Source organism: Nitrospirota bacterium, assembly GCA_015233895.1.
Taxonomy (GTDB): Bacteria; Nitrospirota; Thermodesulfovibrionia; order Thermodesulfovibrionales; family Magnetobacteriaceae; genus Magnetomonas.
The window spans coordinates 1-19,450 of sequence record JADFXG010000033.1 but is presented as its reverse complement, the minus strand read 5'-3'; the positions used below and the strand labels follow the sequence as shown (position 1 = coordinate 19,450).

Sequence of the window (19,450 nt, the reverse complement as noted above, 5' to 3'; positions counted from 1 at the left end):
CACGCACAGCCCACGCCGTCATTGCGAACCCCCGCAGGGGGTGTGGCAATCTCATCCTTTTTCTATAACATTTTGTTATATTTTTGAACTCAACTTTGGTGTTATAATATTTTTGCAACGGTCTCAAATTGGTATTAGAACGCCTTAAGAAGTTTAGCTCCGTCAGGCGAGCCCCAACCCGTGCAAGCATCCCAACCCTGCTTAGCTTGATAGGCCCCGTTGTTACCGCTTGTTATGTCACGGAAAAACCCCTTACCAACAACAGCAGGACCATAGATTATTGGGTTTATAAATCCCACATGCTTTCCTAACTTTTGATTATAAAGCGCAATCAACCCAGCCCACAAAGGCGCCACAGCGCTGGTACCGCCGATAGTAAAGTACTGTCCGTCAACACGCACAAAATAACCCGTAAATGGGTCAGCATCGGCGGCAACATCGGGAACACAGCGGCCATAATGTGAGGGATTGTTTGCTGAGGGAATCTTTATGTTATTTTGATATACAGGCACTGGGAAGAAGTCGCTGACGCCGCCTCCGGTTGCGCTTGTGGCTGGGTTTTCATTCCAAACTACCTCGCTGGATATTATACTGCCGTTGGCTGTTAACTTTGTACCGCCGCAAGCAGTCACATATGGGGCAGATGCCGGAAAATCAGCGTGTGCCTTTCCATCCGTTACTCCATCTCCGGAGCCGTTATCACCCGCTGCACAAAATACCGTTATTCCCAAAGCAGCAGCTGTCTGAAATGCCTGGTTATACGAGAGCATAGACTGAATAGTCCAATATTTCTCAGCTCCACCCCAACTGATAGAGATAACCGACGGTTTATTGACAGTGTCGTGAATTGCCATTGTGATAGCATCCAAAAACCCTTTATCGGTGTTGGGTGCAAAATAGACTACAATATGCGCCTTTGGAGCAATGGCAGCCGCTACCTCTATGTCAAGCATCACCTCGCTATCGGCACTATTATAAGTTGTAGGATTGTTGGTAGCGCCATCAACACTGACAGCCTGGACATGTGGGACAGGCAAACCGAGTTTTTGAAAATAGGTTACGATATCAGTGGTACGGTACCCGCCGCCAAGTTCAATGATTGCGATGCACTGCCCTGAGCCATCCACGCCGGTTGGAAAGTCGTATAGTTTTGCCAGTTCCGGAGGAGTGAATGAGGTGCCAGAGCCGTGAGGTGTGATGCCAATACCGTGGGTTGGCATGGAGTGCTGGTAGTGCGGCCTGGCTGCCGGGCGGTTGTCTATTCCAAATACGCCCTCAATGACATCCGCTAATTCGGTTGGCACTGTTAATGGGCCGGTGCGGCCACGGTACGTGCCTCCCTCGTGTTCATGGTGCTCAATTTTTGTTTCAAATGCTTTTGAAAAGTTAGCTGCCGTACCCGAAAGAAACACGCTGCGTCTGGCTGCACTGGTTTCAACCACTACGAGGCCGTGTTCCTCAGCAAATGCCTTAACTAACTCTATGTTTTTTGAGTCAGCGCCATCGTAAGTGTCATGGGTCAGGTATTGAGAGCCGTCAGTTGCTAAATCTTTAAGAGGAGTTTTCCGGCGTACCCGGACAGTGATTTCAAAACGTTCCTCGTCATGAATTGGACCTGTAGCTACCGCCCCGTGAAATGGAACCCGTTCACTGCCTTTGACTATCGAGCGTTCGGATTTTTTACTCATGGTGTTACCTCCCTGCTGTTGTGAAATATTTTTTATAAGCGTCCCGCCGCACCATCAGGGAACCTGGGTGCATGGCATGGATTTGCAGATATTAAAGCATATAATGTGATTAATTGTACATATATTTATAAAAATATTTTTGCTTTAATTAATAAGACGTTAAAAAGTTATGAAGTGTCACAGGCGAGCGCAGGGACTGTTATACCGAGTTGCAATCTAAACTATAATATAAAGAGGAGATTACGACGTCGCTACGCTCCTCGTAATGACGGATAATGGCGCCCATGAACAGCCCACGCCGTCATTGCGAACCCCCGAAGGGGGTGTGGCAATCTCCTCTTCTGAGCGCAACCTGGTATTAATGTTTGACAGGCATGATTAAAGCCACGACAATTCATATCAAATAGTGATAATATATAGCATAATAGCAACCTGAGGCAAAGGAGGTTTTTTTGAAGCAATGCTTACAATAAGCCATGAACAACTGAAGGCAATAGTTAAGGAGTCTGTAAAGGAGGCTTTAGAGGAGGAGCTGATAAAGATGCGCCTGATGTTCTTTCCAGAGGCCTCCGAAAAAGAAATAGAAGACATCTCAAGACGTTATGAAAAACCGGAGGAAACCTCCGCTCTCAAAGAAACGCTTTATGTATGAAGTGGAGTATTGAATATTCAAAGAGAGCATCTGAGTTTATTAAAGAGCACAGTATAGAAGATGGAATCAGGGATTCGATTAAGGATTTCATTCTCAAAATAACCGGCACCCCTACAAACATAGACATTGTAAAATTGAAAGGGCAGTGGGCAGATTATTTTCGTATCCGTAAGGGTAAGATACGAATCATTCTGAAGCCTGACACCAAAACGCAAACAATCTATGTTGATGCAATTGATTTCAGAGGGAAAGTGTATAAATAGCTGACAGGCATGATTAAAACCGTGGACTAAATCTGTGTAACGGCTCTCCACAGTGCGGACACTGTGTCCGCATGTTTACCACGCACGTAAAATGACCTGCCGCCCTCAGAGACCGTTCGCACAAGCATGGTTTTCCACGGCCTGAAGTAATAGGCAGGGGAGTCTTTAGGCGCCTCTTTAGTAAAATCAGCCGGTAACTCGTGCAGATCGCAGACAAGGGTTGTGAAATCGCTGATTTTTTCGCCGCTTTGAATGCCTCGATTTCGCGCCATGCTAAGGGCTTTTAAAAACACCTCCGGAGCCATCACGGCACTGCCAAAATTCATCACCACCCCGCCCGATAGTGAACTCACCACCTGCGTAAAGCGCAGAAAATCCATATACGAAAGCGCACCGGCAGCGGCCCCGTCATAGTTAGGAAACTCGTTTATGATATCGTAACCAATCCCCACATGCACCGTGGCCGGAATGTTCAGGCGATACGCTGCCGCATAGAGGCTGATGTCCTTATGCGGAAAGTTCCCCTCGTAAATCGCCTTGCCAATTGCAAATCCGTAGCCACCTGGGGTCGCTGACCCCCCGTAACCGCCTGGGGTTGCTAATCCCTCTTTATACGCGGCATTGACTATATCGTTAATGTATCCGGTTTCTTTCCAAAGCCCGAACTCTCCGCATTTAATGTATTTGGCGACACTTTCGGTGGTTGCCCCAATCAGTGCAAATTCGTAGTCATGAATGACACATGCGCCGTTTCCGGAAATACACGTGATGTAGCCCTGTTCCATCAGATCTATGATGAAGCGCTGAACGCCTGAGCGAATCACATGTCCTCCCATCATAAGAATAACGGCAGCTCCCCGCTCTTTTGCGCTTATTATATGGCGCGCCACTTCCGCCATAGTTGGATGCGGCGGGCTATCGCCGCCACTACTAAGGGGCACAATAACATCTGTCGTTAAATCATGCGCGCGCTCCGAAAGCGCCCGCAGCTTTAGGTGTGCTCTGTTGAAATACATCAGAGTTATTTTATCCTAATTTTTGGCAACAGCTCTCACTTCGAAGATAGCAGTGCTTACATCATTTTTAACATCTTTTTCTGCAAATTCTGAATTCTTTACGTCAAGCGTTTTTAGAGACTGGCCGAACAATTCCTGCCACGTCATAACATTTTCACGTTCAAGTGTATTCTTTAGTAAAAGTTTTTCGTCAGAATCGAGTTGTTGCACCATAGCAAGCAAATCCTGAAACGTAATTTCAAGTTTTAAAGTTTTTATAGCCATATCAAACCTCCTCTATAGCTGTTTCACTATTTTACCATATCCAGAAGAATCTGCCGGGTAGAATTAAGCATTTGGGGGAGACTGTCACTGAACCTCGCCCATAACAATAAACGGCGCCCAGTAAAATGGACTGGCATAGCCGTTAGCGCGCAGGTAGTCTTTAGCGTCTTTCATAGCGGCCAATAGGTGTTCTCTGTTAAAGTACATTTTTAACCACGTGTTTTGCATTTTTCAAGCAATATGAAATAAGTTTCTCTGTCAAGGCAAGCTGTTCGCATATTGCTTTTTATGATGTCAACGTCTATTTGTTTATACGTCGGGATGATAACAGGTCTAATGACACCAGGCTTAAAGTACGCACGATGTGAACCCTCCTGACGGTGTAATTTAAAGCCAAGCTCCAAAAATATACACTCCAGGACTTTCCATTTTACGGGCGACAAGCGTTGCATTCATTTTGGCCATGAGCTGTAAACGGTAATGAAACATGTATATAGCGGTTATCGTTTTGAGTTTTTTTCTTGTGAATCCGTAAAGGCTCAAATCCACATTGTTTAAACACCTCATCAATAGTACCCTTTTCGATACAAGTTAGAAGAAAAAGCCTTGTGGCTTCTGTTAAGTTGTCTTTAGCGTGTTGTTCATCGCTGCCCTGTGTAACTATATCAAAAACCGGACATGCTGCAACCACGTAGCCGCTCTTCTTTTTTAACCGGAAAGGTAAATTGAAATCAATCGTTGACAGCATTAGTTATTCTAAGATAAAACGTGTGTATAGTCAAGTGGTTTACCCTGTCACTGAACCTCGCCCATAACAATAAACGGCGCCCAGTAAAATGGATTTTCGTAGCCGTTTGCGCGCAGGTAGTCTTTAGCGTCTTTCATAGCGGCCAATTTGGTTTTACCGGCCTTAAGACCGCTAAAAAATTGCACCATTATAATTTATCATTATACTCCTGCTGAGACCCAGCATTGGAAACCTGTGGAATTTGACGATTCTATTCTAAAAAAGGCAAGTAAAGAAAAACAAGATAGACGGAGAAAATCCTTTTACCTCTTTTCAACAGTTTATTGCCCTATTCTATCACTTCAGCAGTTTGCTTATCAACACGGCTTCATGGTGTTGACAAACACAACACATCCTGTTTAAAATTCAGTAACAATAATATCAAAAAAAAAGGAGCTTACCATGAAAAAAGCCATTTATATAATAGCAGCGCTTTTAATCGCTGCCTCAACTGCATACGCCTCCGATGCGTCCCAAACTATATATTCTAAAACGATAGACTACAAGGACGGCAATACGGTCTTAGAGGGATATGTGGCGTATGACAAAAGCTTAAAGGGAAAACATCCTGCCGTGTTGATAGTGCACGACTGGATGGGGCATGGGGAATTTGTGGAGGAGAAGGCGCGGCAACTGGCAAAGCTTGGCTATGTCGCTTTTGCAGCAGATATTTATGGCAAAAACATTCGCCCTAAAAATAACGAGGAAGCTGCTAAACTTGCCGGTATATATAAAAACGACCGTGCTCTTTTGCGCCGGCGCGTTGAGGCCGCACTGAGTTACTTAAAATCCGTTCACTATACAGACTCGCAGCGGATAGCGGCAATGGGCTACTGCTTTGGCGGAATGGCAGTGTTAGAGCTTGCCCGATCTGGCGAGGAAATTGCTGGTGTTGCCAGTATTCACGGCTCTTTGGATACGCCTGACGCAACAAACAGCAATATCAAAACCAGGGTGCTTGTCTTGCATGGCGCCGATGATCCGTTTACACCGCCTGAGGTGATGCGCGCCTTTGAGGATGAGATGCGGCATGATAAGGTGGACTGGCAGATGGTGCTCTATGGTAACGCTGTGCATGCCTTTACAAATCCCGCAACTGGCAGTGACAACTCCAAAGGGGTTGCTTACAACGAAAAAGCCGACAAAAGATCGTGGATAGCATTAATGGATTTTTTTAAGGAAATATTTTCTAAATAATACCGGGTAGCCTTTAATCGTCTGACTTTGTTGGCATTGCCACAATTTCCTCAACTTTCTGAGAGGTTCCCTCTTGTGGCGTCATGTAGAAATCCTCTACGTAGTCTCTGAGCTGCATTCTCAGGGGGGAGTCTTGCATGTTTTTCAGAGTCATGCCGGGTTGATAGAAAGTTTTATAGAAATACATAGCGTTTTCTTGTAGCCACGGCATAAACCCAGCAACCAGTTCTTTCTCAGGCAGAGTGCCTATCACTTTATCTATCCGCCTGTGCCGCTCCATACGCTCCTCATCCTTTTGTTCCCCTTTCAGCCGTTCCTCTCTTACATTTATCTGCTGTTGCTGCTCTTTGAGTTTTTTTTCCTTTTCAAACAAAGACGGCTGTGTGTGCCAGCCCTCTTTAAATGCGCTTATTGTCAAGGCCCCCAGCCGGCACTCCACACCCGCATTCTTTTTCCTCTCGTAGTAACTGCGGCAGTACTTCAGCACCGACACCACGTAGTCCCGCCCCCTTTTGGGCATCACCTCTGCCACTATATCAAACGCCTGCTCCCGTGACAGTTGATAGTGGCTCTGTATCTTTTCAAACATCCCCCTATCCTCTTCACTCATTGACTCCACTACGCTGTCCATCACACTCATTTTCACTACACTCATGTCCAGCTGCTGAGTCTCCCTGCCCTTATTGGCAACTATTACAAACTCTATAGAGGTCACCTTGCGGCCTGTCTTTATTTCATTGATTTCAAAGGAGATATCCGTTATGGCCTCCAACTCTCTTTTGGCGGCTGATAAAACTCTGCTCTTAAAATGCTTATAGAGATCATATTCATCCGGCTTAATTCCTAAAATCAGCTTTAACTCATCCACCTCAAACGTGCGCCTGCCTATTTTCTCATACTGCTTCAACAGTTCATAAATTCTGATAGCGTAAGAGCTTTTTAATTTAATCACATTTCTGAGGTTATACTTAACAAAGCATTCCTTTAAACCCAGCAGGTATGGTTTTAGTTTAGGGTCAAAACACAGCTCCACATAACCCTCGCCATCAAAATACTCCGCCGAGGAAAACCACGACAGCTGAAGTTCTGATTTTGGTTTTTTAATCGTCAACACCTTTTCAATCAGCCCTTTGGTTATTTTTTTCACCTCTGTGTACATTTGCTGGTTTTTAATGCCAAGAAGCTCCAAAAAATCAGAGATTTTGATTCTGTAGATATGGAAATCATCATCACCGGGCTGAATCATGGAAACCATCATCAGGATAATCCTCTGTTCAGCTGTAGTCAGCCTGTAATGCGCCTCATTCAGGTCGTTTGACTTTACTACTAACTGCTTGTGTCCGGCTAAAGTCATCGGCCTGTAGAGCCTCGTAGTTTTTCCATTCATAAGAATATCATAAGGTCACACACTTGTCAACCTGTGACCTTTCACTATGAAAGTGTGACCTTTCGCTATGAATCTGTGACCTTTCACTATGAAAGTGTGACCTTTCGCTATGAATCTGTGGCTTTTCACTATGAAAGTGTGACATTTCTGGTACCTAACAGGTTGTAAAATCTGATTAATTTGACGCCGAAAAGCTTTAAAATCTGTAAAATATCTTAAAATAATAACAACCAGCGTTTTCACTATGAAAGTGTGACCTTTCGGACTTTTGGGAGATTGTTGTTGTTTTTTTGATTTTGAAGTTATTATTGTCAGTATCTTGTTAATATCCATTAATGATAAAAACACGACAGAGCCAGACAAACAGATTAAAAGAGTGCTACTAATAAAAAACTAAATTCTTGATTAATTGATAAATAATTGTTATTATATGACTATGGGGATACAAATGAACGATATGATTACCAAAGAGGAGCCAATTACTAAAAAAGATGTAATTGAGGCAATGAAAGAAGTTATTGCTCCTCTGGTTAAAGATGTAGCGGCGATAAAAAACGATGTAGCAGAGTTAAAAACCGACGTGGCAGTGTTGAAAAAAGACGTAGCAGAGTTAAAAACCGACGTGGCAGTGTTGAAAAAAGACGTAGCAGAGTTAAAAACTGATGTGGCAGTGTTGAAAAAAGATGTAGCAGAGTTAAAAACTGATGTGGCAGTGTTGAAAAAAGATGTAGCAGAGTTAAAAACTGATGTGGCAGCGATAAAAGTTGAGCAAAAGCGCATGGATAAGGAACTCAGAGAGGTTAAACACGAGTTAGCAAAGAAACCTGACAGAGACGAGGTGCGTCTTATTGTACAACAAGAACTAAAGAGCAATACAGCTATTTATATTTTAGACAGGGGTGGTTTTGAGGGTCTGATTATAGATTGGCTTGACAAAAACCTTAAGGCTAAAATAAAAGAAGTTCTAAAGCAAGAAAAACTTATTAAGTAGCTAAGACAGTATCCATTTCATCAGTTAATGTTTTATCAGTCTGGAATCCGTTATTTTTTTTCGCTATGAAAGTGTGGCATTTCGATGAATTTAATCAACAGAGGAGGATGGCATAATGATAAATACCGGGGATAAAGCACCTGATTTCTGCCTTTCCGGGATAGATGAAACGGCAGGGGAGAGGGATTTCTGCCTGTCAGAGCTTTTAAAGCAGGAAAAGCAAATAATCCTGTACTTTTATCCTAAAGACAACACACCTGGATGTACTCAGGAATCTTGTGATTTCAGAGATAGCTACGCAAGGTTAACACTAAAAGCTCTGGTATTTGGGGTAAGCCGTGACAGCATAGCAAGCCACATTAAGTTTAAGGAAAAACACGGGCTGAATTTTCCTCTGCTTTCTGACCCGGACCATAAGGTTTTAGAGCTCTACGGTGCATGGGGTGAAAAGACCATGTATGGAAAGCCTGTCATAAGCACTATCAGAACCACGGTGTTAATTGATAAAGACGGTACAATTAAGAAAGTTTGGAACAACGTGAAGGTAAAGGGGCATGTGGATGAGGTTTTAGCAGAATTGGAGAGGTAGGGGTTACTCAAATATATCCTTAACGTTGACCTTTAGGCCCTCAATGATTTTAGATGTGACCACACCTTCAAGCTCTGCAAAAGAGTGTTTTTTGTATCTGCCGTTTTCTATTATTAAAATCTCAACAGTCAGCAGCTCAGGAATTACAATCCAATACTCCGGCACTTTGTATCTCTCATAGACAGCTTTTTTTACCTCAGTGTCCATTTCATAGCTGCCCGGGGATATTATCTCACAAACCATATCCGGCACCCCTCTTACCCAATCCTTGATAATAGACATATTTTCTTTTCTGATAAACAAAATATCCGGTTGAAGTCTGTTTTCACCCTCTTCAAATATAACGTCAAGCGGAGAGAAATAGACAAATCCCAGCTTATTGTGTTCAACGAATCTATCTATTTGTCTGAAAACCTTCACTGCTATATCCTGATGCCGTATAAATGGACTGGGCCCCATGATTTCCTCCCCGTTGATGATTTCCGTTAAATCGAAATCTCTCCCTGTAGTTTGCATAACCGTCATGTGGTATTTTAACACAGGTAGTTTTGGTTTGTCGCTAAACAGGCAGCACATTTACCACTGCCATTAAAGTAAACCATCGTTCACCCTGCTTGATTCAAATACTTATAAGCATCATCATAAGTGTTATTGCTTTTCAATCTTACATAAATAAACATAACCTCCGGTTCTGCAGGTTCATTTTCCCACATATCTATTCGTTCTGTGGATAAGCAATAAATGATTCGTATCTTGCCGGCCTTGTAACGTCTGATATTTATAAATTTGTGTTTTAAAAAAGGGTTGGTTGTTGGAGAGGACACAATGATTTCTTCTTTGGCATTTATTAACTCTACAAATCGTGAAGGAAACGCTGCTTTAAGCTTTTGATAGGATTCTGAGTATCTCTTCTTCCAGTAAGTCATCTTCTGTGTCGTCCAGCTCTTCCACTATGTCTAACATAGCAAAATATTTTTCGTCTGTATCAATTGCCAATTCAGATACATAGACAGGTTCGTTTGGTTCTGAATAACGCCATGCCGGTAACTTATGGGACATGTTAGACAACTCCGTGCCAGTCATTTTTCCATAAGTATTGACTACACTGGTTATAGTTTCATTTAATTCTAAAGATAATGAAGGCTCATTAAAAGAATAATAGGAGTATTGTTTTCTTTTCCCTCCGTATTCATATATGGGAACAAGAGACGTTTCTTTACTCCAAAGAATATCAAGCCCCTCCTCAAGCATCTCATCAAAAAAGGCTATTACCGGTCCATAGGGCAATCGTAAAAAATACAACCCGGTTATGGATTTTCCAGTCTTCTTATAATGCTCAATTTCTGTAAACAATATTAGCTTTGTCAATTTTACTTTTGACACTTTACCTGCTTTGCTTAAAACAGCTGCTATTAAATCCTTCAATTTTTCTGTGGCCATAGTAATAATCCCTTACCAGTAGTATAACATTGGCCTTATAGTTATGTCTCTGCGGATTAAGCTTTCTTTGTTAGTTGCATTATTTGCTCAACTGTTCTTACAATAATCCATGAGTGCCGAAAATACACAGTCTGCCTCTGACAGAAATGTCAATCTGCAAAGATGGCTGATAGCGTTAAGCGTAATTTTACCAACCTTCATCGAGGTCGTTGACACAACTGTTGTTAACGTTTCTCTGGATCACATCAGGGGGAGTTTGTCGGCAGGGATGGATGAGGTTACGTGGACTCTGACCTCCTATCTGGTCTCTAATGCAATTATAATACCGCTTACGGGGTGGTTTTGCAAACTGTTTGGACGAAAGCGGTATCTGATTTTTTCCGTGGCACTGTTTACGTTTAGCTCGTTTATGTGCGGGGTGGCGTGGAATCTGGAAAGCCTCATCTTTTTCCGGGTTATGCAGGGGATTGGAGGGGGCGCTTTACAGCCACTGTCTCACGCCATACTGTTTGAGACATTCCCCCCCCGGCTGCATGGGCTTGCGATGTCTGTGTTTGGGCTTGGGGTTGTGTTTGCCCCGATTATCGGCCCCCTTATTGGCGGGTGGGTTTCAGATAACTGGTCGTGGCGGTGGATTTTTTATATAAATGTCCCAATAGGGATACTCTCAATTATTCTGAATTCCGTCTTTATTAAAGACCCGCCGTATATGAAAAAGGTTAAGATGCGGATAGACTACGCAGGGCTTGCGCTTCTTATTGTAGGGCTTGGATGTCTTCAGATAGTGCTCGATAAGGGACAGCAGGAGGACTGGTTTGCATCGAATTTTATCACCATACTGTCGTTTATCTCGGTGTTTTCACTGGCGGTTTTCGTTGTGGTTGAAAATTTTATAAAACAGCCTGTTGTTGATTTTAGCGTGTTTAGGGATATTACCTTCAGTACGGGGTGCACAGTGATGTTTGCCATGTACTTTAGTTTTTTGGCAACAACTGTGCTCTTACCGCTCTATCTTCAAACGCTTATGGGCTATAATTCAACGCTTGCAGGGGAGGTGATAGGACTGGGTGGGCTGCCAATGCTTATAACAATGCCCATTGTCGGGGTGCTGGTGCAAAAGATAAACCCAAAGTATGTGCTGGCTGTGGGAGTGTGTCTGACAAGCACAGCAGCCTTCTTATTTTCAGAGCTTAACTTGTCCGCCGACTTTATGGCGGTATTGATTCCCAGAGCGATTCTTGGCATAGGGGCCGGATGTTTCTTTATCCCGCTTATGACTCTCACCATGTCTCACATCGAGCGGGAACGCATGTCAAATGCCTCAGGGATGTTCAATCTCATAAGAAACACCGGAGGCAGCATAGGCATATCGCTGGCTATGACCATACTTGCCCGCAGCACTCAGACAACACAGTTTGATCTTATCGGACGGCTTAACCCTTTTAACCTTAATTATCAAAATGCGGTTAACTCAATTGTTGCATTTTTCGGTACGAGAGGTATTACAGGGGCTGCTGCTAAACATGCGGCGGATGCCTCTATTTATATGGAATTACAGAGACAGGCCTCAATGATTTCCTTTAACAAGGTGTCAATGATAACCTTTTTTGCGTTAATCCTCAATCTGCCGCTGATTCTTATTATGAGACACAGAAAAGGAGGCGAGCACACTGAAAGTGTACACTGAGAGGATGCAGCTGTATTTCCTCAGAGGTATTCTTGATTAAAACACCCGTATTAACTATAATGACTGTACAGTGCCTAAGATTACGAAAGAACTTTTAAAAAAGGGGGCGGATGGGTACATATCGTCGCGGTTTATGTCTGTGATGTCAAATGCCGCTGATGTGGCCATCTCTGTTTCTGATATCGTAGTAAGACCTCAGGTCAGGCAGGAAATGCGTGAGGATAAGCACTTTGGGCAACTGCTGGACTCTGTCAGCAGACAGGGGGTGCTGCAGCCTGTGCTTGTGGCAGAAAGAGACGGCAAGTTCATCCTTATTGCCGGAGAAAGACGGCTCCGTGCGGCTAAAACCCTGGGGCTCTCCACCATTGCGGCACGCATCCTGCATAATCTCACTGACTCAGACATTATTGAGATACAGTTAATTGAAAACATAATCCGGCAGGATCTGAACTTTCTGGATGAGGCCGAGGGGTATTTTCGTTACTTTATAAGCAAAGTTGGCGACTCTACGGCTAATGACGTTATAAACGCTCTGGTAACGCACGGCAGAGCTCCAGAAAGACTCAGCCCTGAACTTGCAGACACAGTGTCCGCAATTGTAAAAATATCGGGTAAATCCGGTAGAACCCTGCAACGGCTTCTGACTTTGCTCAGACTTCCGCAAAAGGTTAAAGACGCCCTGAGAGAGAAACGCGTTAGTCTCTCTGTGGGTTATGCGCTGGCTTCAAACGTTGAACATCCGGACTTTGATGTGGTGTTTGATAAAGCGCTGACCTCTAAACTAACCAAACAAGAGGCGGCAGAGCTATTTAACGGCACGCCGCAGGCAGCGGAACACCACCGCCTGTGCGCTAAACTTACTGAGGCGCTAAGAGCCGTAGAGAGCAATGTTGGCGATTTCTCTGATGCTGAAAGAAAAGACTTACGGAAAGAGCTTAAGGTTGTGCTTAAAGCATTAGAGAGGCAATGAAAACATTGCTCTGTTGTAATACCAATCCGCATTCAATCGTCTAACTTCGTTGGCTGCGTCAAAAGCTCCTCAACGTCTCCCCTGAAGGGGAATCCCCTGTAAAAGTACGCCTGCGTCGCTTTCTCCTTGCCGCCTTGTTATACTTCTGACTGCGAATAGAGACCGTTGCAAAAATATTATAACACCAAAGTTGAGTTCAAAAATATAACAAAATGTTATAGAAAAAGGATGAGATTGCCACACCCCCTGCGGGGGTTCGCAATGACGGCGTGGGCTGTGCGTGGGCGTACCTATCCGTCATTACGAGGAGCGATAGCGACGTGGTAATCTCATCATTATTATATTTTAGGCTGCTACTCGGTATTAATTGGGAAATACTTTTCCCCCATTTTGGGAATTTTGCAACGGTCTCGAATTGGTATAAGATACTATCTGTGGAAATCTGCGCAATCTGCAGATAAAAAGTTCTTATTCTGTCCCCCCGGTTTATTATTCCCCTTGCCTTTCGTGTTACAATACATTCAATGATATATGCTGAAACAGCCCAGAAATGCTTCACTGATTTTAAGGCGGCACTTGACGCTATTATAGTAACGGATGCCTCCGGCATGTCTTTAGATTTCATATCTGGCATTGCAAAAACCTGTGAGGTGGTGGTCAGCGGCCACAGGCAGTTACAGACAGAACCGCAGGAACGCCGGAGGAAGGTGATGTTTATCGGTAATGGCGGCTCTGCCGCTATAGCAAGCCATATGGCGATAGATTTCTGGAAAAATGGCCGCATCAAAGCCACTGCCTTTAACGACCCCTCCCTTCTGACCTGTATCGCAAACGATTACGGCTATGAGTTTGTGTTTGAAAAACCAATTGAAATGTTTGCCGATAATGGGGATGTCCTGATAGCAATCAGCAGCTCCGGCAACTCTAAAAATATCCTAAATGGGGCTGATATGGCAGTTAAAAAGTCCTGTCCTGTGATTACTCTTTCCGGGTTTAAACCGGATAATCCGTTGCGAAAAAAGGGCGGTATAAATTTTTATGTCCCCTCAAATGTCTATGGCATCGTGGAGGTCATTCATCAGTATATCTGCCACCTGATTCTGGATACGATAATGGATGGCGGAGCCTGTGGATGAGATTTTTGAATTAACCCAAGCCTCGGTTGTCCGGTCCGGACAACCGATTTTATATGACATATCACTGTCAATTGCGCACAGACAACACACCGCTATTATAGGCCCAAACGGAGCAGGCAAAACCACGCTTATGAAACTACTGTCGGGCGACACGTATGCCGCCTGGAGCGGCAAGGGCCCATCGGTCAAACTCTTTGGCCAAACCAGGTACAGCATCTGGGACGTTAAAAAGCACATTGGGATTATCACAAACGATCTGGACGAAAAACACAAACTCCAGGCATCCCATATGCCGGGAATAGAAATCGTACTGACCGGTTTATTCGACTCCGTTGGGTATCTGCCGGAGGATGAGCTGACAGTGGGGGTGATAGCTAAAGCGGATGCGCTGATGGAAAAATTCGAAATTCAATCGCTGCGTAACCATGCCCTCTGTGACATGTCAAGCGGTGAGGCACGCCAGTGTCTGATTGCGCGTGCGCTCATCTCAGAGCCAGAGGTGCTGATGCTTGATGAGCCCACAACCGGTCTTGATGTTGCGGCACAGTTGAGGTTTTTCGAGTTGATGGCTCGTGTATCCCTGCATCACACAATCATTATTATCACTCACCACATTGAAGAGGTGCTACCGTCTATTAACAATATCGTGATGATAAAGGGCGGCAGGATATTTATGCAAGGGCCAAAGGAGGAGGTTTTAACAAGCCAAAATGTCTCGGCACTGTTTGGTGTACCGCTTGAGGTGTATAAAGGCCCTAATGGTATATATCACTTTGCAGCGGGGGCACTTTACTAAAGGTAAGATTACATAGTAGAATTAAGAATGTCGTTAAGTTTAGAGAAAAGCGCAGCCTCATCGGTTGCCGAATCAATGCGCAGTAAAGAATTGACGGATTTTATCGCCAGCAATGATGACGTTGTTGAAGTAAATGCGGTAATAGAATCTGGTGGATTGGACGGTATTCCTGTGCTTGGTATGCTTAGTGCTCTCAGGAAAGCCGGAAAGGATATAGGACATGAGATTTATGTCCGTAAAATTGTGAATTTTTTAACAGGCTTAGATTCCACAACACAACAAGAGCGCACAGCGTTTACCGAGAGGCTTGAAAGCGATGGAGAGCTTGAGCATTTTGGAGAAACCATCCTCCTTATAATAGAAAAAAGCGAAGACACTGTTAAGCCAAAAATTATTGGCCGCATCATGTCCGCACACATCAAAGGTTATATTGGCTACAAAGAAGCTATGCGTCTGGCATCCTTAATCAACAGGTGTTACACAGGAGATTTAGAGTACCTTAGAAGTTTTCGTGAGGGCTATCAAAGTGATGTGCCTGTTGCCGATGCGTTATTTTCAGCCGGTTTCTTAGAGTATAAAGGTGGTTCAAGTAGTTCCGGTAGACGGCCTTATGCGTTAAATGAATACGGCAAGATGCTCGTTGAATATGGCTGGAGCCCAAACAAAACCACACTTGAGACTTTCGAAAAGACTGACAGAGAAGAGGACTTAACCCGGTTTGAGAGCATTGATGATTTGTTGAAAGACTTGGTAATTCACGAATAATGTACAAGCCTGTTCGAACCGGGCAGTTTAAGAAAGACATTAAGCAGATGCTAAAGCGCGGCGCCGATTTAAAACAATTATCAGAAATCATGATGCAACCTGGCAACGGAGGAACGCTTGATCCAAAGTATGAAGACCATCCGCTTAAAGGTAATTACGCCGGACGGCGAGAATGTCACATAAAACCTGACTGGCTGTTGATTTACAAGATAGACGGCCAGAGTATAATTTTTGAGCGTAGCGGCACGCATTCAGACCTTTTCGATTGAAGACAGCAACTATGGATAAATACCGGATAGACCAGTGGTCAGCTGCCTCCGTTTTCAGTCTTTTAGGCCGATTCTTTTTCCACCGTGCTTAGATATACATCTATGGCCTCGCGTGTAATTTCAGCAAGAGATTTCTTCTTTTTATAAGTGAGATATTTTAACGCATCGTACTGGTCTTCGTTAATCGCTGCAAACAAAGTAATACGCCCGTTTGGTGCTTTTTCATCCTTTTTCCTTGTCACCATTGTTATTCCCTCCTAAATTTAGATAATAATTAAAATGTTTTGGTTACAGCTCCACCCGCACAACAACCGGTTCAACACGTGGAACAAACTTCACGTAAATTGAGACCGTTGCAAAATTCCCAAAATGTGGGAAAAGTATTTCCCAATTAATACCGAGTAGCAGCCTAAAATATAATAATGATGAGATTACCACGTCGCTATCGCTCCTCGTAATGACGGATAGGTACGCCCACGCACAGCCCACGCCGCTATCGCTCCTCGTAATGACGGATAGGTACGCCCACGCACAGCCCACGTCGCTATCGCTCCTCGTAATGACGGATAGGTACGCCCACGCACAGCCCACGTCGCTATCGCTCCTCGTAATGACGGATAGGTACGCCCACGCACAGCCCACGTCGCTATCGCTCCTCGTAATGACGGATAGGTACGCCCACGCACAGCCCACGTCGCTATCGCTCCTCGTAATGACGGATAGGTACGCCCACGCACAGCCCACGTCGCTATCGCTCCTCGTAATGACGGATAGGTACGCCCACGCACAGCCCACGCCGTCATTGCGAACCCCCGCAGGGGGTGTGGCAATCTCATCCTTTTTCTATAACATTTTGTTATATTTTTGAACTCAACTTTGGTGTTATAATATTTTTGCAACGGTCTCAAATTGCAATCTGTTCAAATCGCTTCAATAACTTTTCCTTTACATACGCTATAACCGTATTCCTCATCATACCAAACACCATCCTTGTGTCTGTAGCAGCGGGGAGATTCTTTATGCCACGTACCGCCGCCGGATATATCCAGCGCAATTTCCTCAGCAGTTTGTGAGAATTTCTTTCTCTCAATTTTCTTTCTCTTTCCGCTCTCAGACAAATTGTAATACTCCGGTAAATAAATCAATACTGTTACATAGCGTAATGACAATCCTTCCATTTAATCGTTACCATCTTCTATCCTGTTTCGTTTATGAGTAGTTAATCATATTATACTATAATAATAGTATAATAGCAAGGTTTACGAAGAGGGAGATTGCAAAATGGATCTTGTTTAGCTTTTTTATGGATTAACGCCCTTCCCGCGTGTTACAATACTGTCTGTGACCGATAAGTACCGGATAGACAGCCATAAGCTGATTTACCACGTTGACAGAGTTAACAGCTGGCTTAACGGCGACGACGTGTATCCGATATACCTGGAAATCAGCCCCTCAGGCACCTGTAACCACAGGTGTACGTTTTGCGGTCTGGACTTTATGGGCTATAAGCGGCAGTTTATCAATGCCTCCGTCCTCATGGAAAGAGTGACCGAGATGGCCTCACTTGGCATTAAGAGCATAAATTATGCCGGCGAGGGTGAGCCGTTTCTGCACAGGGATATGCCGCAGATTATAACTCATACAAAGACCGCCGGCATTGATGTTGCAATGACCACAAACGGGGTGTTCTTCACACCGGATATTGCAGCTGTTGCCTTAAAACACGCCGAGTGGATAAAGGTCAGCATTGCCGCAGGCACAAAGGAAACGTACGCTAAAATTCACCGCACTAAAGAGAGCGATTTTGACACGGTTATCGCCAATATGAAAGAAGCCGCCATTATCAAAAAACGCAATAACTACAAGTGCACACTCGGTATGCAGATGCTCTGTCTGCCGGAAAACCATAGCGAGGCTGTAACGCTCACACAAGTTGCCTCAGAGATTGGCATGAACTATCTCGTAATAAAACCGTACTCGCATCATCCGCACAGCACGCATGAAAAGTACAAAGACATACGATATGCCGATTACCTGCACCTTGCCAATGAGCTTAAAGGATACAACACAGAAAACTTCAGCGTTATAGTCCGTATCAACACAATGAAAAAGTGGGATGAGGGAGTAAAACGCTATAACCACTGTAATGCACTGCCCTTCTGGGCCTACATTGACTCTGCAGGCGGCCTGTGGAGCTGCCTTGAGCACCTCAAAGACGACAGATTTTACTACGGCAACGTTATTGACAATACATTCAAAGAGGTTTGGGAGAGCCAGCGGCGAAAGGATGTCCTTAAAATGATCAGAGACGAACTTGATATAAACGAGTGCCGGTTAAACTGCCGGATGGATTCCGTTAACGCATATCTCTGGGAACTACAACATCCGCCTGAGCATGTTAATTTTATCTGAACTATGATTTCTTAGGGGATTTCTCTCCAGGGATGCTCCAATGCGTTATTGCTTTTATATTAGGGGCGAATAATTATTCGACCCTACTCCTCTATCCCTTGCCTCTTCAACGCCTGTGACACTTCATAACTCTTTAACGTCTTATTAATTTCTGTCACCTCTTTCAGGCACTGTGCCGATTCCACAGGTTTGCCGGTTTTCATGTATAACACCGCAAGGTTAAAAAGAGTAACGGCAACCCCGTATGTATCGCCAATCTCTCTCGCTATTTTTAAACTCTCAAGGAGATACTTAATCGCGCTGTCATAATCGCCTTTGTCATGATATATCTGGCTGATACAATTTAAAGTAATCCCTTCATTCGTCTTATCGCCTTTAGCTCTCACTATTTTTTCAACCTCTAAATAAATCTTTAATGCCCCGTCAAGATCGCCATACATTTTAAGAATTAAACCCATATGAGTTATACCAAGTAGCAGTCATAGAAGTTGTAGGGGCAGGCCCCTGTGCCTGCCCTTTATTGTGACTTCAGGGCAGCCACGGGGGGCTGCCCCTACTTTAGAGGAAGGGGATGGGGAGGATGGATTGTTATACTTTTTTGAGCGCTACTTGGTATTAAAACATTTAAATCCGACTCCAACCCGAGCAATTTGTAAACGGCTTTACAATAATAGAAGGCTGTTGCATATAATGAGCTGTTATAATAATAGTTAGATAGTCTTGCTCCGATTTCATTAATCTTATCTTTTACTCCTGCTTTGTGGTAGTGATAGAATGCCTCTTCATATTCAGTTAAACCGCCGCCTGAATTCTTCACTAAATCGTCGTAATAATCACCGGCGAGTTTATCGGAAAAGTTGACTTTAAGGGAGTGGATTCCTGCCTCCGCAGGAATGACAGAAAAGGAAGACGGAATGACCGAAGAAGACGGTGTCACTGAAGAAGACGGTGTCACTGAAGAAGACTGTGTATTTGATAAAGACGGTGTCACTGAAGAAGACTGTGTATTTGATAAAGACGGTGTCACTGAAGAAGACTGTGTATTTGATAAAGACGGTGTCACTGAAGAAGACTGTGTATTTGATAAAGACGGTGTCACTGAAGAAGACTGTGTATTTGATAAAGACGGTGTCACTGAAGA

Annotated in this window: 26 protein-coding genes; 13 read left to right on the top strand and 13 right to left on the bottom strand. The window is 44.0% G+C overall.

Translation table 11 applies throughout. From position 1 onward, the window contains the following. Window positions 1-134: 134 nt before the first annotated feature. Window positions 135-1,688 carry a S8/S53 family peptidase gene (locus HQK88_15010; protein ID MBF0618110.1) on the bottom strand — a complete coding sequence of 518 codons (1,554 nt, stop codon included), beginning with the start codon at window positions 1,686-1,688 and terminating at the stop codon, window positions 135-137. Between the two features lie 460 nt (window positions 1,689-2,148). On the opposite strand from HQK88_15010, the gene HQK88_15005 reads away from it, so the two are divergent. Next, entirely contained in the window at window positions 2,149-2,340 is a 192-nt protein-coding gene (locus tag HQK88_15005; protein MBF0618109.1) for a hypothetical protein, read from the top strand. After that, window positions 2,337-2,603 (top strand): hypothetical protein, encoded by a 267-nt coding sequence (locus tag HQK88_15000; GenBank protein ID MBF0618108.1) that lies wholly within the window; start codon window positions 2,337-2,339, stop codon window positions 2,601-2,603. Before HQK88_15005 ends, HQK88_15000 begins: the two co-directional genes overlap by 4 nt. 26 nt (window positions 2,604-2,629) lie before the next feature. Here the strand turns inward: HQK88_15000 and HQK88_14995 are convergent, their stop codons facing one another. The 5 genes from HQK88_14995 to HQK88_14975 all read right to left on the bottom strand — a co-directional run bounded on the left by HQK88_14995 (window position 2,630) and on the right by HQK88_14975 (window position 4,819). Continuing rightward, window positions 2,630-3,619 (bottom strand): hypothetical protein, encoded by a 990-nt coding sequence (locus HQK88_14995; protein MBF0618107.1) that lies wholly within the window; start codon window positions 3,617-3,619, stop codon window positions 2,630-2,632. Window positions 3,620-3,634: 15 nt separating this feature from the next. Further along, window positions 3,635-3,883, bottom strand: coding sequence for a hypothetical protein (locus HQK88_14990; protein ID MBF0618106.1), 249 nt, complete (start codon window positions 3,881-3,883; stop codon window positions 3,635-3,637). Window positions 3,884-4,092: 209 nt separating this feature from the next. Then, on the bottom strand, window positions 4,093-4,335 hold the full coding sequence (locus HQK88_14985) for a type II toxin-antitoxin system HicA family toxin (protein ID MBF0618105.1): 243 nt from the start codon (window positions 4,333-4,335) through the stop codon (window positions 4,093-4,095). Next, window positions 4,314-4,631 (bottom strand): hypothetical protein, encoded by a 318-nt coding sequence (locus tag HQK88_14980; protein ID MBF0618104.1) that lies wholly within the window; start codon window positions 4,629-4,631, stop codon window positions 4,314-4,316. Before HQK88_14980 ends, HQK88_14985 begins: the two co-directional genes overlap by 22 nt. 47 nt (window positions 4,632-4,678) lie before the next feature. Then, window positions 4,679-4,819, bottom strand: a complete 141-nt coding sequence (locus HQK88_14975) for a CHAT domain-containing protein (protein ID MBF0618103.1) — start codon at window positions 4,817-4,819, stop codon at window positions 4,679-4,681. A 253-nt stretch (window positions 4,820-5,072) separates the two neighbouring features. Between HQK88_14975 and HQK88_14970 the strand changes: the two genes are divergently transcribed. Then, a complete protein-coding gene (locus tag HQK88_14970) occupies window positions 5,073-5,867 on the top strand; it encodes a dienelactone hydrolase family protein (GenBank protein ID MBF0618102.1) in 795 nt (264 codons plus the stop codon). Between the two features lie 13 nt (window positions 5,868-5,880). Here the strand turns inward: HQK88_14970 and HQK88_14965 are convergent, their stop codons facing one another. Continuing rightward, window positions 5,881-7,254, bottom strand: coding sequence for a replication initiation protein (locus HQK88_14965; protein ID MBF0618101.1), 1,374 nt, complete (start codon window positions 7,252-7,254; stop codon window positions 5,881-5,883). A 448-nt stretch (window positions 7,255-7,702) separates the two neighbouring features. Between HQK88_14965 and HQK88_14960 the strand changes: the two genes are divergently transcribed. Together HQK88_14960 and HQK88_14955 are read left to right on the top strand one after the other, a co-directional pair. Continuing rightward, window positions 7,703-8,245 carry a hypothetical protein gene (locus HQK88_14960; protein ID MBF0618100.1) on the top strand — a complete coding sequence of 181 codons (543 nt, stop codon included), beginning with the start codon at window positions 7,703-7,705 and terminating at the stop codon, window positions 8,243-8,245. Between the two features lie 115 nt (window positions 8,246-8,360). Further along, entirely contained in the window at window positions 8,361-8,834 is a 474-nt protein-coding gene (locus HQK88_14955; protein ID MBF0618099.1) for a peroxiredoxin, read from the top strand. A gap of 3 nt (window positions 8,835-8,837) precedes the next feature. Here the strand turns inward: HQK88_14955 and HQK88_14950 are convergent, their stop codons facing one another. Together HQK88_14950 and HQK88_14945 are read right to left on the bottom strand one after the other, a co-directional pair. After that, window positions 8,838-9,359, bottom strand: coding sequence for a Uma2 family endonuclease (locus tag HQK88_14950; protein ID MBF0618098.1), 522 nt, complete (start codon window positions 9,357-9,359; stop codon window positions 8,838-8,840). 354 nt (window positions 9,360-9,713) lie between these two features. Further along, window positions 9,714-10,274, bottom strand: coding sequence for a SocA family protein (locus HQK88_14945; GenBank protein MBF0618097.1), 561 nt, complete (start codon window positions 10,272-10,274; stop codon window positions 9,714-9,716). Between the two features lie 109 nt (window positions 10,275-10,383). Between HQK88_14945 and HQK88_14940 the strand changes: the two genes are divergently transcribed. The 6 genes from HQK88_14940 (at window position 10,384) to HQK88_14915 (ending at window position 15,897) form a co-directional block, all read left to right on the top strand. Next, window positions 10,384-11,961, top strand: a complete 1,578-nt coding sequence (locus HQK88_14940; protein ID MBF0618096.1) for a DHA2 family efflux MFS transporter permease subunit — start codon at window positions 10,384-10,386, stop codon at window positions 11,959-11,961. A gap of 70 nt (window positions 11,962-12,031) precedes the next feature. Then, window positions 12,032-12,931 (top strand): ParB/RepB/Spo0J family partition protein, encoded by a 900-nt coding sequence (locus tag HQK88_14935; GenBank protein MBF0618095.1) that lies wholly within the window; start codon window positions 12,032-12,034, stop codon window positions 12,929-12,931. Between the two features lie 524 nt (window positions 12,932-13,455). Beyond that, a complete protein-coding gene (locus HQK88_14930) occupies window positions 13,456-14,067 on the top strand; it encodes an SIS domain-containing protein (GenBank protein ID MBF0618094.1) in 612 nt (203 codons plus the stop codon). Next, window positions 14,048-14,863: an ATP-binding cassette domain-containing protein gene (locus HQK88_14925; GenBank protein MBF0618093.1), complete on the top strand. Its 816-nt coding sequence runs from the start codon at window positions 14,048-14,050 to the stop codon at window positions 14,861-14,863. The genes HQK88_14930 and HQK88_14925 overlap by 20 nt, the downstream gene beginning before the upstream one ends. A gap of 27 nt (window positions 14,864-14,890) precedes the next feature. Next, window positions 14,891-15,628, top strand: a complete 738-nt coding sequence (locus tag HQK88_14920; protein MBF0618092.1) for a hypothetical protein — start codon at window positions 14,891-14,893, stop codon at window positions 15,626-15,628. Continuing rightward, window positions 15,628-15,897, top strand: coding sequence for a type II toxin-antitoxin system YafQ family toxin (locus HQK88_14915; protein ID MBF0618091.1), 270 nt, complete (start codon window positions 15,628-15,630; stop codon window positions 15,895-15,897). The genes HQK88_14920 and HQK88_14915 overlap by 1 nt, the downstream gene beginning before the upstream one ends. A 62-nt stretch (window positions 15,898-15,959) precedes the next feature. Here HQK88_14915 and HQK88_14910 read toward each other — a convergent pair whose 3' ends face one another. From HQK88_14910 to HQK88_14900, 3 genes are all read right to left on the bottom strand, one after another. Beyond that, a complete protein-coding gene (locus HQK88_14910; protein ID MBF0618090.1) occupies window positions 15,960-16,142 on the bottom strand; it encodes a hypothetical protein in 183 nt (60 codons plus the stop codon). Between the two features lie 186 nt (window positions 16,143-16,328). Beyond that, window positions 16,329-16,700: a hypothetical protein gene (locus HQK88_14905; GenBank protein MBF0618089.1), complete on the bottom strand. Its 372-nt coding sequence runs from the start codon at window positions 16,698-16,700 to the stop codon at window positions 16,329-16,331. A 117-nt stretch (window positions 16,701-16,817) separates the two neighbouring features. Continuing rightward, window positions 16,818-17,075 carry a hypothetical protein gene (locus HQK88_14900; GenBank protein ID MBF0618088.1) on the bottom strand — a complete coding sequence of 86 codons (258 nt, stop codon included), beginning with the start codon at window positions 17,073-17,075 and terminating at the stop codon, window positions 16,818-16,820. A 163-nt stretch (window positions 17,076-17,238) separates the two neighbouring features. Here HQK88_14900 and HQK88_14895 point away from each other — a divergent pair, with 163 nt between their 5' ends. After that, window positions 17,239-18,309: a radical SAM protein gene (locus HQK88_14895; protein ID MBF0618087.1), complete on the top strand. Its 1,071-nt coding sequence runs from the start codon at window positions 17,239-17,241 to the stop codon at window positions 18,307-18,309. Window positions 18,310-18,392: 83 nt separating this feature from the next. On the opposite strand, the gene HQK88_14890 is transcribed toward HQK88_14895, so the two are convergent. Further along, window positions 18,393-18,767: a tetratricopeptide repeat protein gene (locus HQK88_14890; GenBank protein MBF0618086.1), complete on the bottom strand. Its 375-nt coding sequence runs from the start codon at window positions 18,765-18,767 to the stop codon at window positions 18,393-18,395. 435 nt (window positions 18,768-19,202) lie between these two features. Here HQK88_14890 and HQK88_14885 point away from each other — a divergent pair. After that, a partial coding sequence (locus HQK88_14885; GenBank protein ID MBF0618085.1) for a hypothetical protein occupies window positions 19,203-19,450 on the top strand: 248 nt, incomplete at its 3' end.

Excerpts from the sequence above, each read along its gene's own strand:
- HQK88_15010 (MBF0618110.1), bottom strand. The coding sequence starts at position 1,688 with ATGAGTAAAAAATCCGAACGCTCGATAGTCAAAGGCAGTGAACGGGTT.
- HQK88_15005 (MBF0618109.1), top strand. The coding sequence starts at position 2,149 with ATGCTTACAATAAGCCATGAACAACTGAAGGCAATAGTTAAGGAGTCT.
- HQK88_15000 (MBF0618108.1), top strand. The coding sequence starts at position 2,337 with ATGAAGTGGAGTATTGAATATTCAAAGAGAGCATCTGAGTTTATTAAA.
- HQK88_14995 (MBF0618107.1), bottom strand. The coding sequence starts at position 3,619 with ATGTATTTCAACAGAGCACACCTAAAGCTGCGGGCGCTTTCGGAGCGC.
- HQK88_14990 (MBF0618106.1), bottom strand. The coding sequence starts at position 3,883 with ATGGCTATAAAAACTTTAAAACTTGAAATTACGTTTCAGGATTTGCTT.
- HQK88_14985 (MBF0618105.1), bottom strand. The coding sequence starts at position 4,335 with ATGCAACGCTTGTCGCCCGTAAAATGGAAAGTCCTGGAGTGTATATTT.
- HQK88_14980 (MBF0618104.1), bottom strand. The coding sequence starts at position 4,631 with ATGCTGTCAACGATTGATTTCAATTTACCTTTCCGGTTAAAAAAGAAG.
- HQK88_14975 (MBF0618103.1), bottom strand. The coding sequence starts at position 4,819 with ATGGTGCAATTTTTTAGCGGTCTTAAGGCCGGTAAAACCAAATTGGCC.
- HQK88_14970 (MBF0618102.1), top strand. The coding sequence starts at position 5,073 with ATGAAAAAAGCCATTTATATAATAGCAGCGCTTTTAATCGCTGCCTCA.
- HQK88_14965 (MBF0618101.1), bottom strand. The coding sequence starts at position 7,254 with ATGAATGGAAAAACTACGAGGCTCTACAGGCCGATGACTTTAGCCGGA.
- HQK88_14960 (MBF0618100.1), top strand. The coding sequence starts at position 7,703 with ATGAACGATATGATTACCAAAGAGGAGCCAATTACTAAAAAAGATGTA.
- HQK88_14955 (MBF0618099.1), top strand. The coding sequence starts at position 8,361 with ATGATAAATACCGGGGATAAAGCACCTGATTTCTGCCTTTCCGGGATA.
- HQK88_14950 (MBF0618098.1), bottom strand. The coding sequence starts at position 9,359 with ATGACGGTTATGCAAACTACAGGGAGAGATTTCGATTTAACGGAAATC.
- HQK88_14945 (MBF0618097.1), bottom strand. The coding sequence starts at position 10,274 with ATGGCCACAGAAAAATTGAAGGATTTAATAGCAGCTGTTTTAAGCAAA.
- HQK88_14940 (MBF0618096.1), top strand. The coding sequence starts at position 10,384 with ATGAGTGCCGAAAATACACAGTCTGCCTCTGACAGAAATGTCAATCTG.
- HQK88_14930 (MBF0618094.1), top strand. The coding sequence starts at position 13,456 with ATGATATATGCTGAAACAGCCCAGAAATGCTTCACTGATTTTAAGGCG.
- HQK88_14925 (MBF0618093.1), top strand. The coding sequence starts at position 14,048 with ATGGCGGAGCCTGTGGATGAGATTTTTGAATTAACCCAAGCCTCGGTT.
- HQK88_14920 (MBF0618092.1), top strand. The coding sequence starts at position 14,891 with ATGTCGTTAAGTTTAGAGAAAAGCGCAGCCTCATCGGTTGCCGAATCA.
- HQK88_14915 (MBF0618091.1), top strand. The coding sequence starts at position 15,628 with ATGTACAAGCCTGTTCGAACCGGGCAGTTTAAGAAAGACATTAAGCAG.
- HQK88_14910 (MBF0618090.1), bottom strand. The coding sequence starts at position 16,142 with ATGGTGACAAGGAAAAAGGATGAAAAAGCACCAAACGGGCGTATTACT.
- HQK88_14905 (MBF0618089.1), bottom strand. The coding sequence starts at position 16,700 with ATGACGGCGTGGGCTGTGCGTGGGCGTACCTATCCGTCATTACGAGGA.
- HQK88_14900 (MBF0618088.1), bottom strand. The coding sequence starts at position 17,075 with ATGGAAGGATTGTCATTACGCTATGTAACAGTATTGATTTATTTACCG.
- HQK88_14890 (MBF0618086.1), bottom strand. The coding sequence starts at position 18,767 with ATGGGTTTAATTCTTAAAATGTATGGCGATCTTGACGGGGCATTAAAG.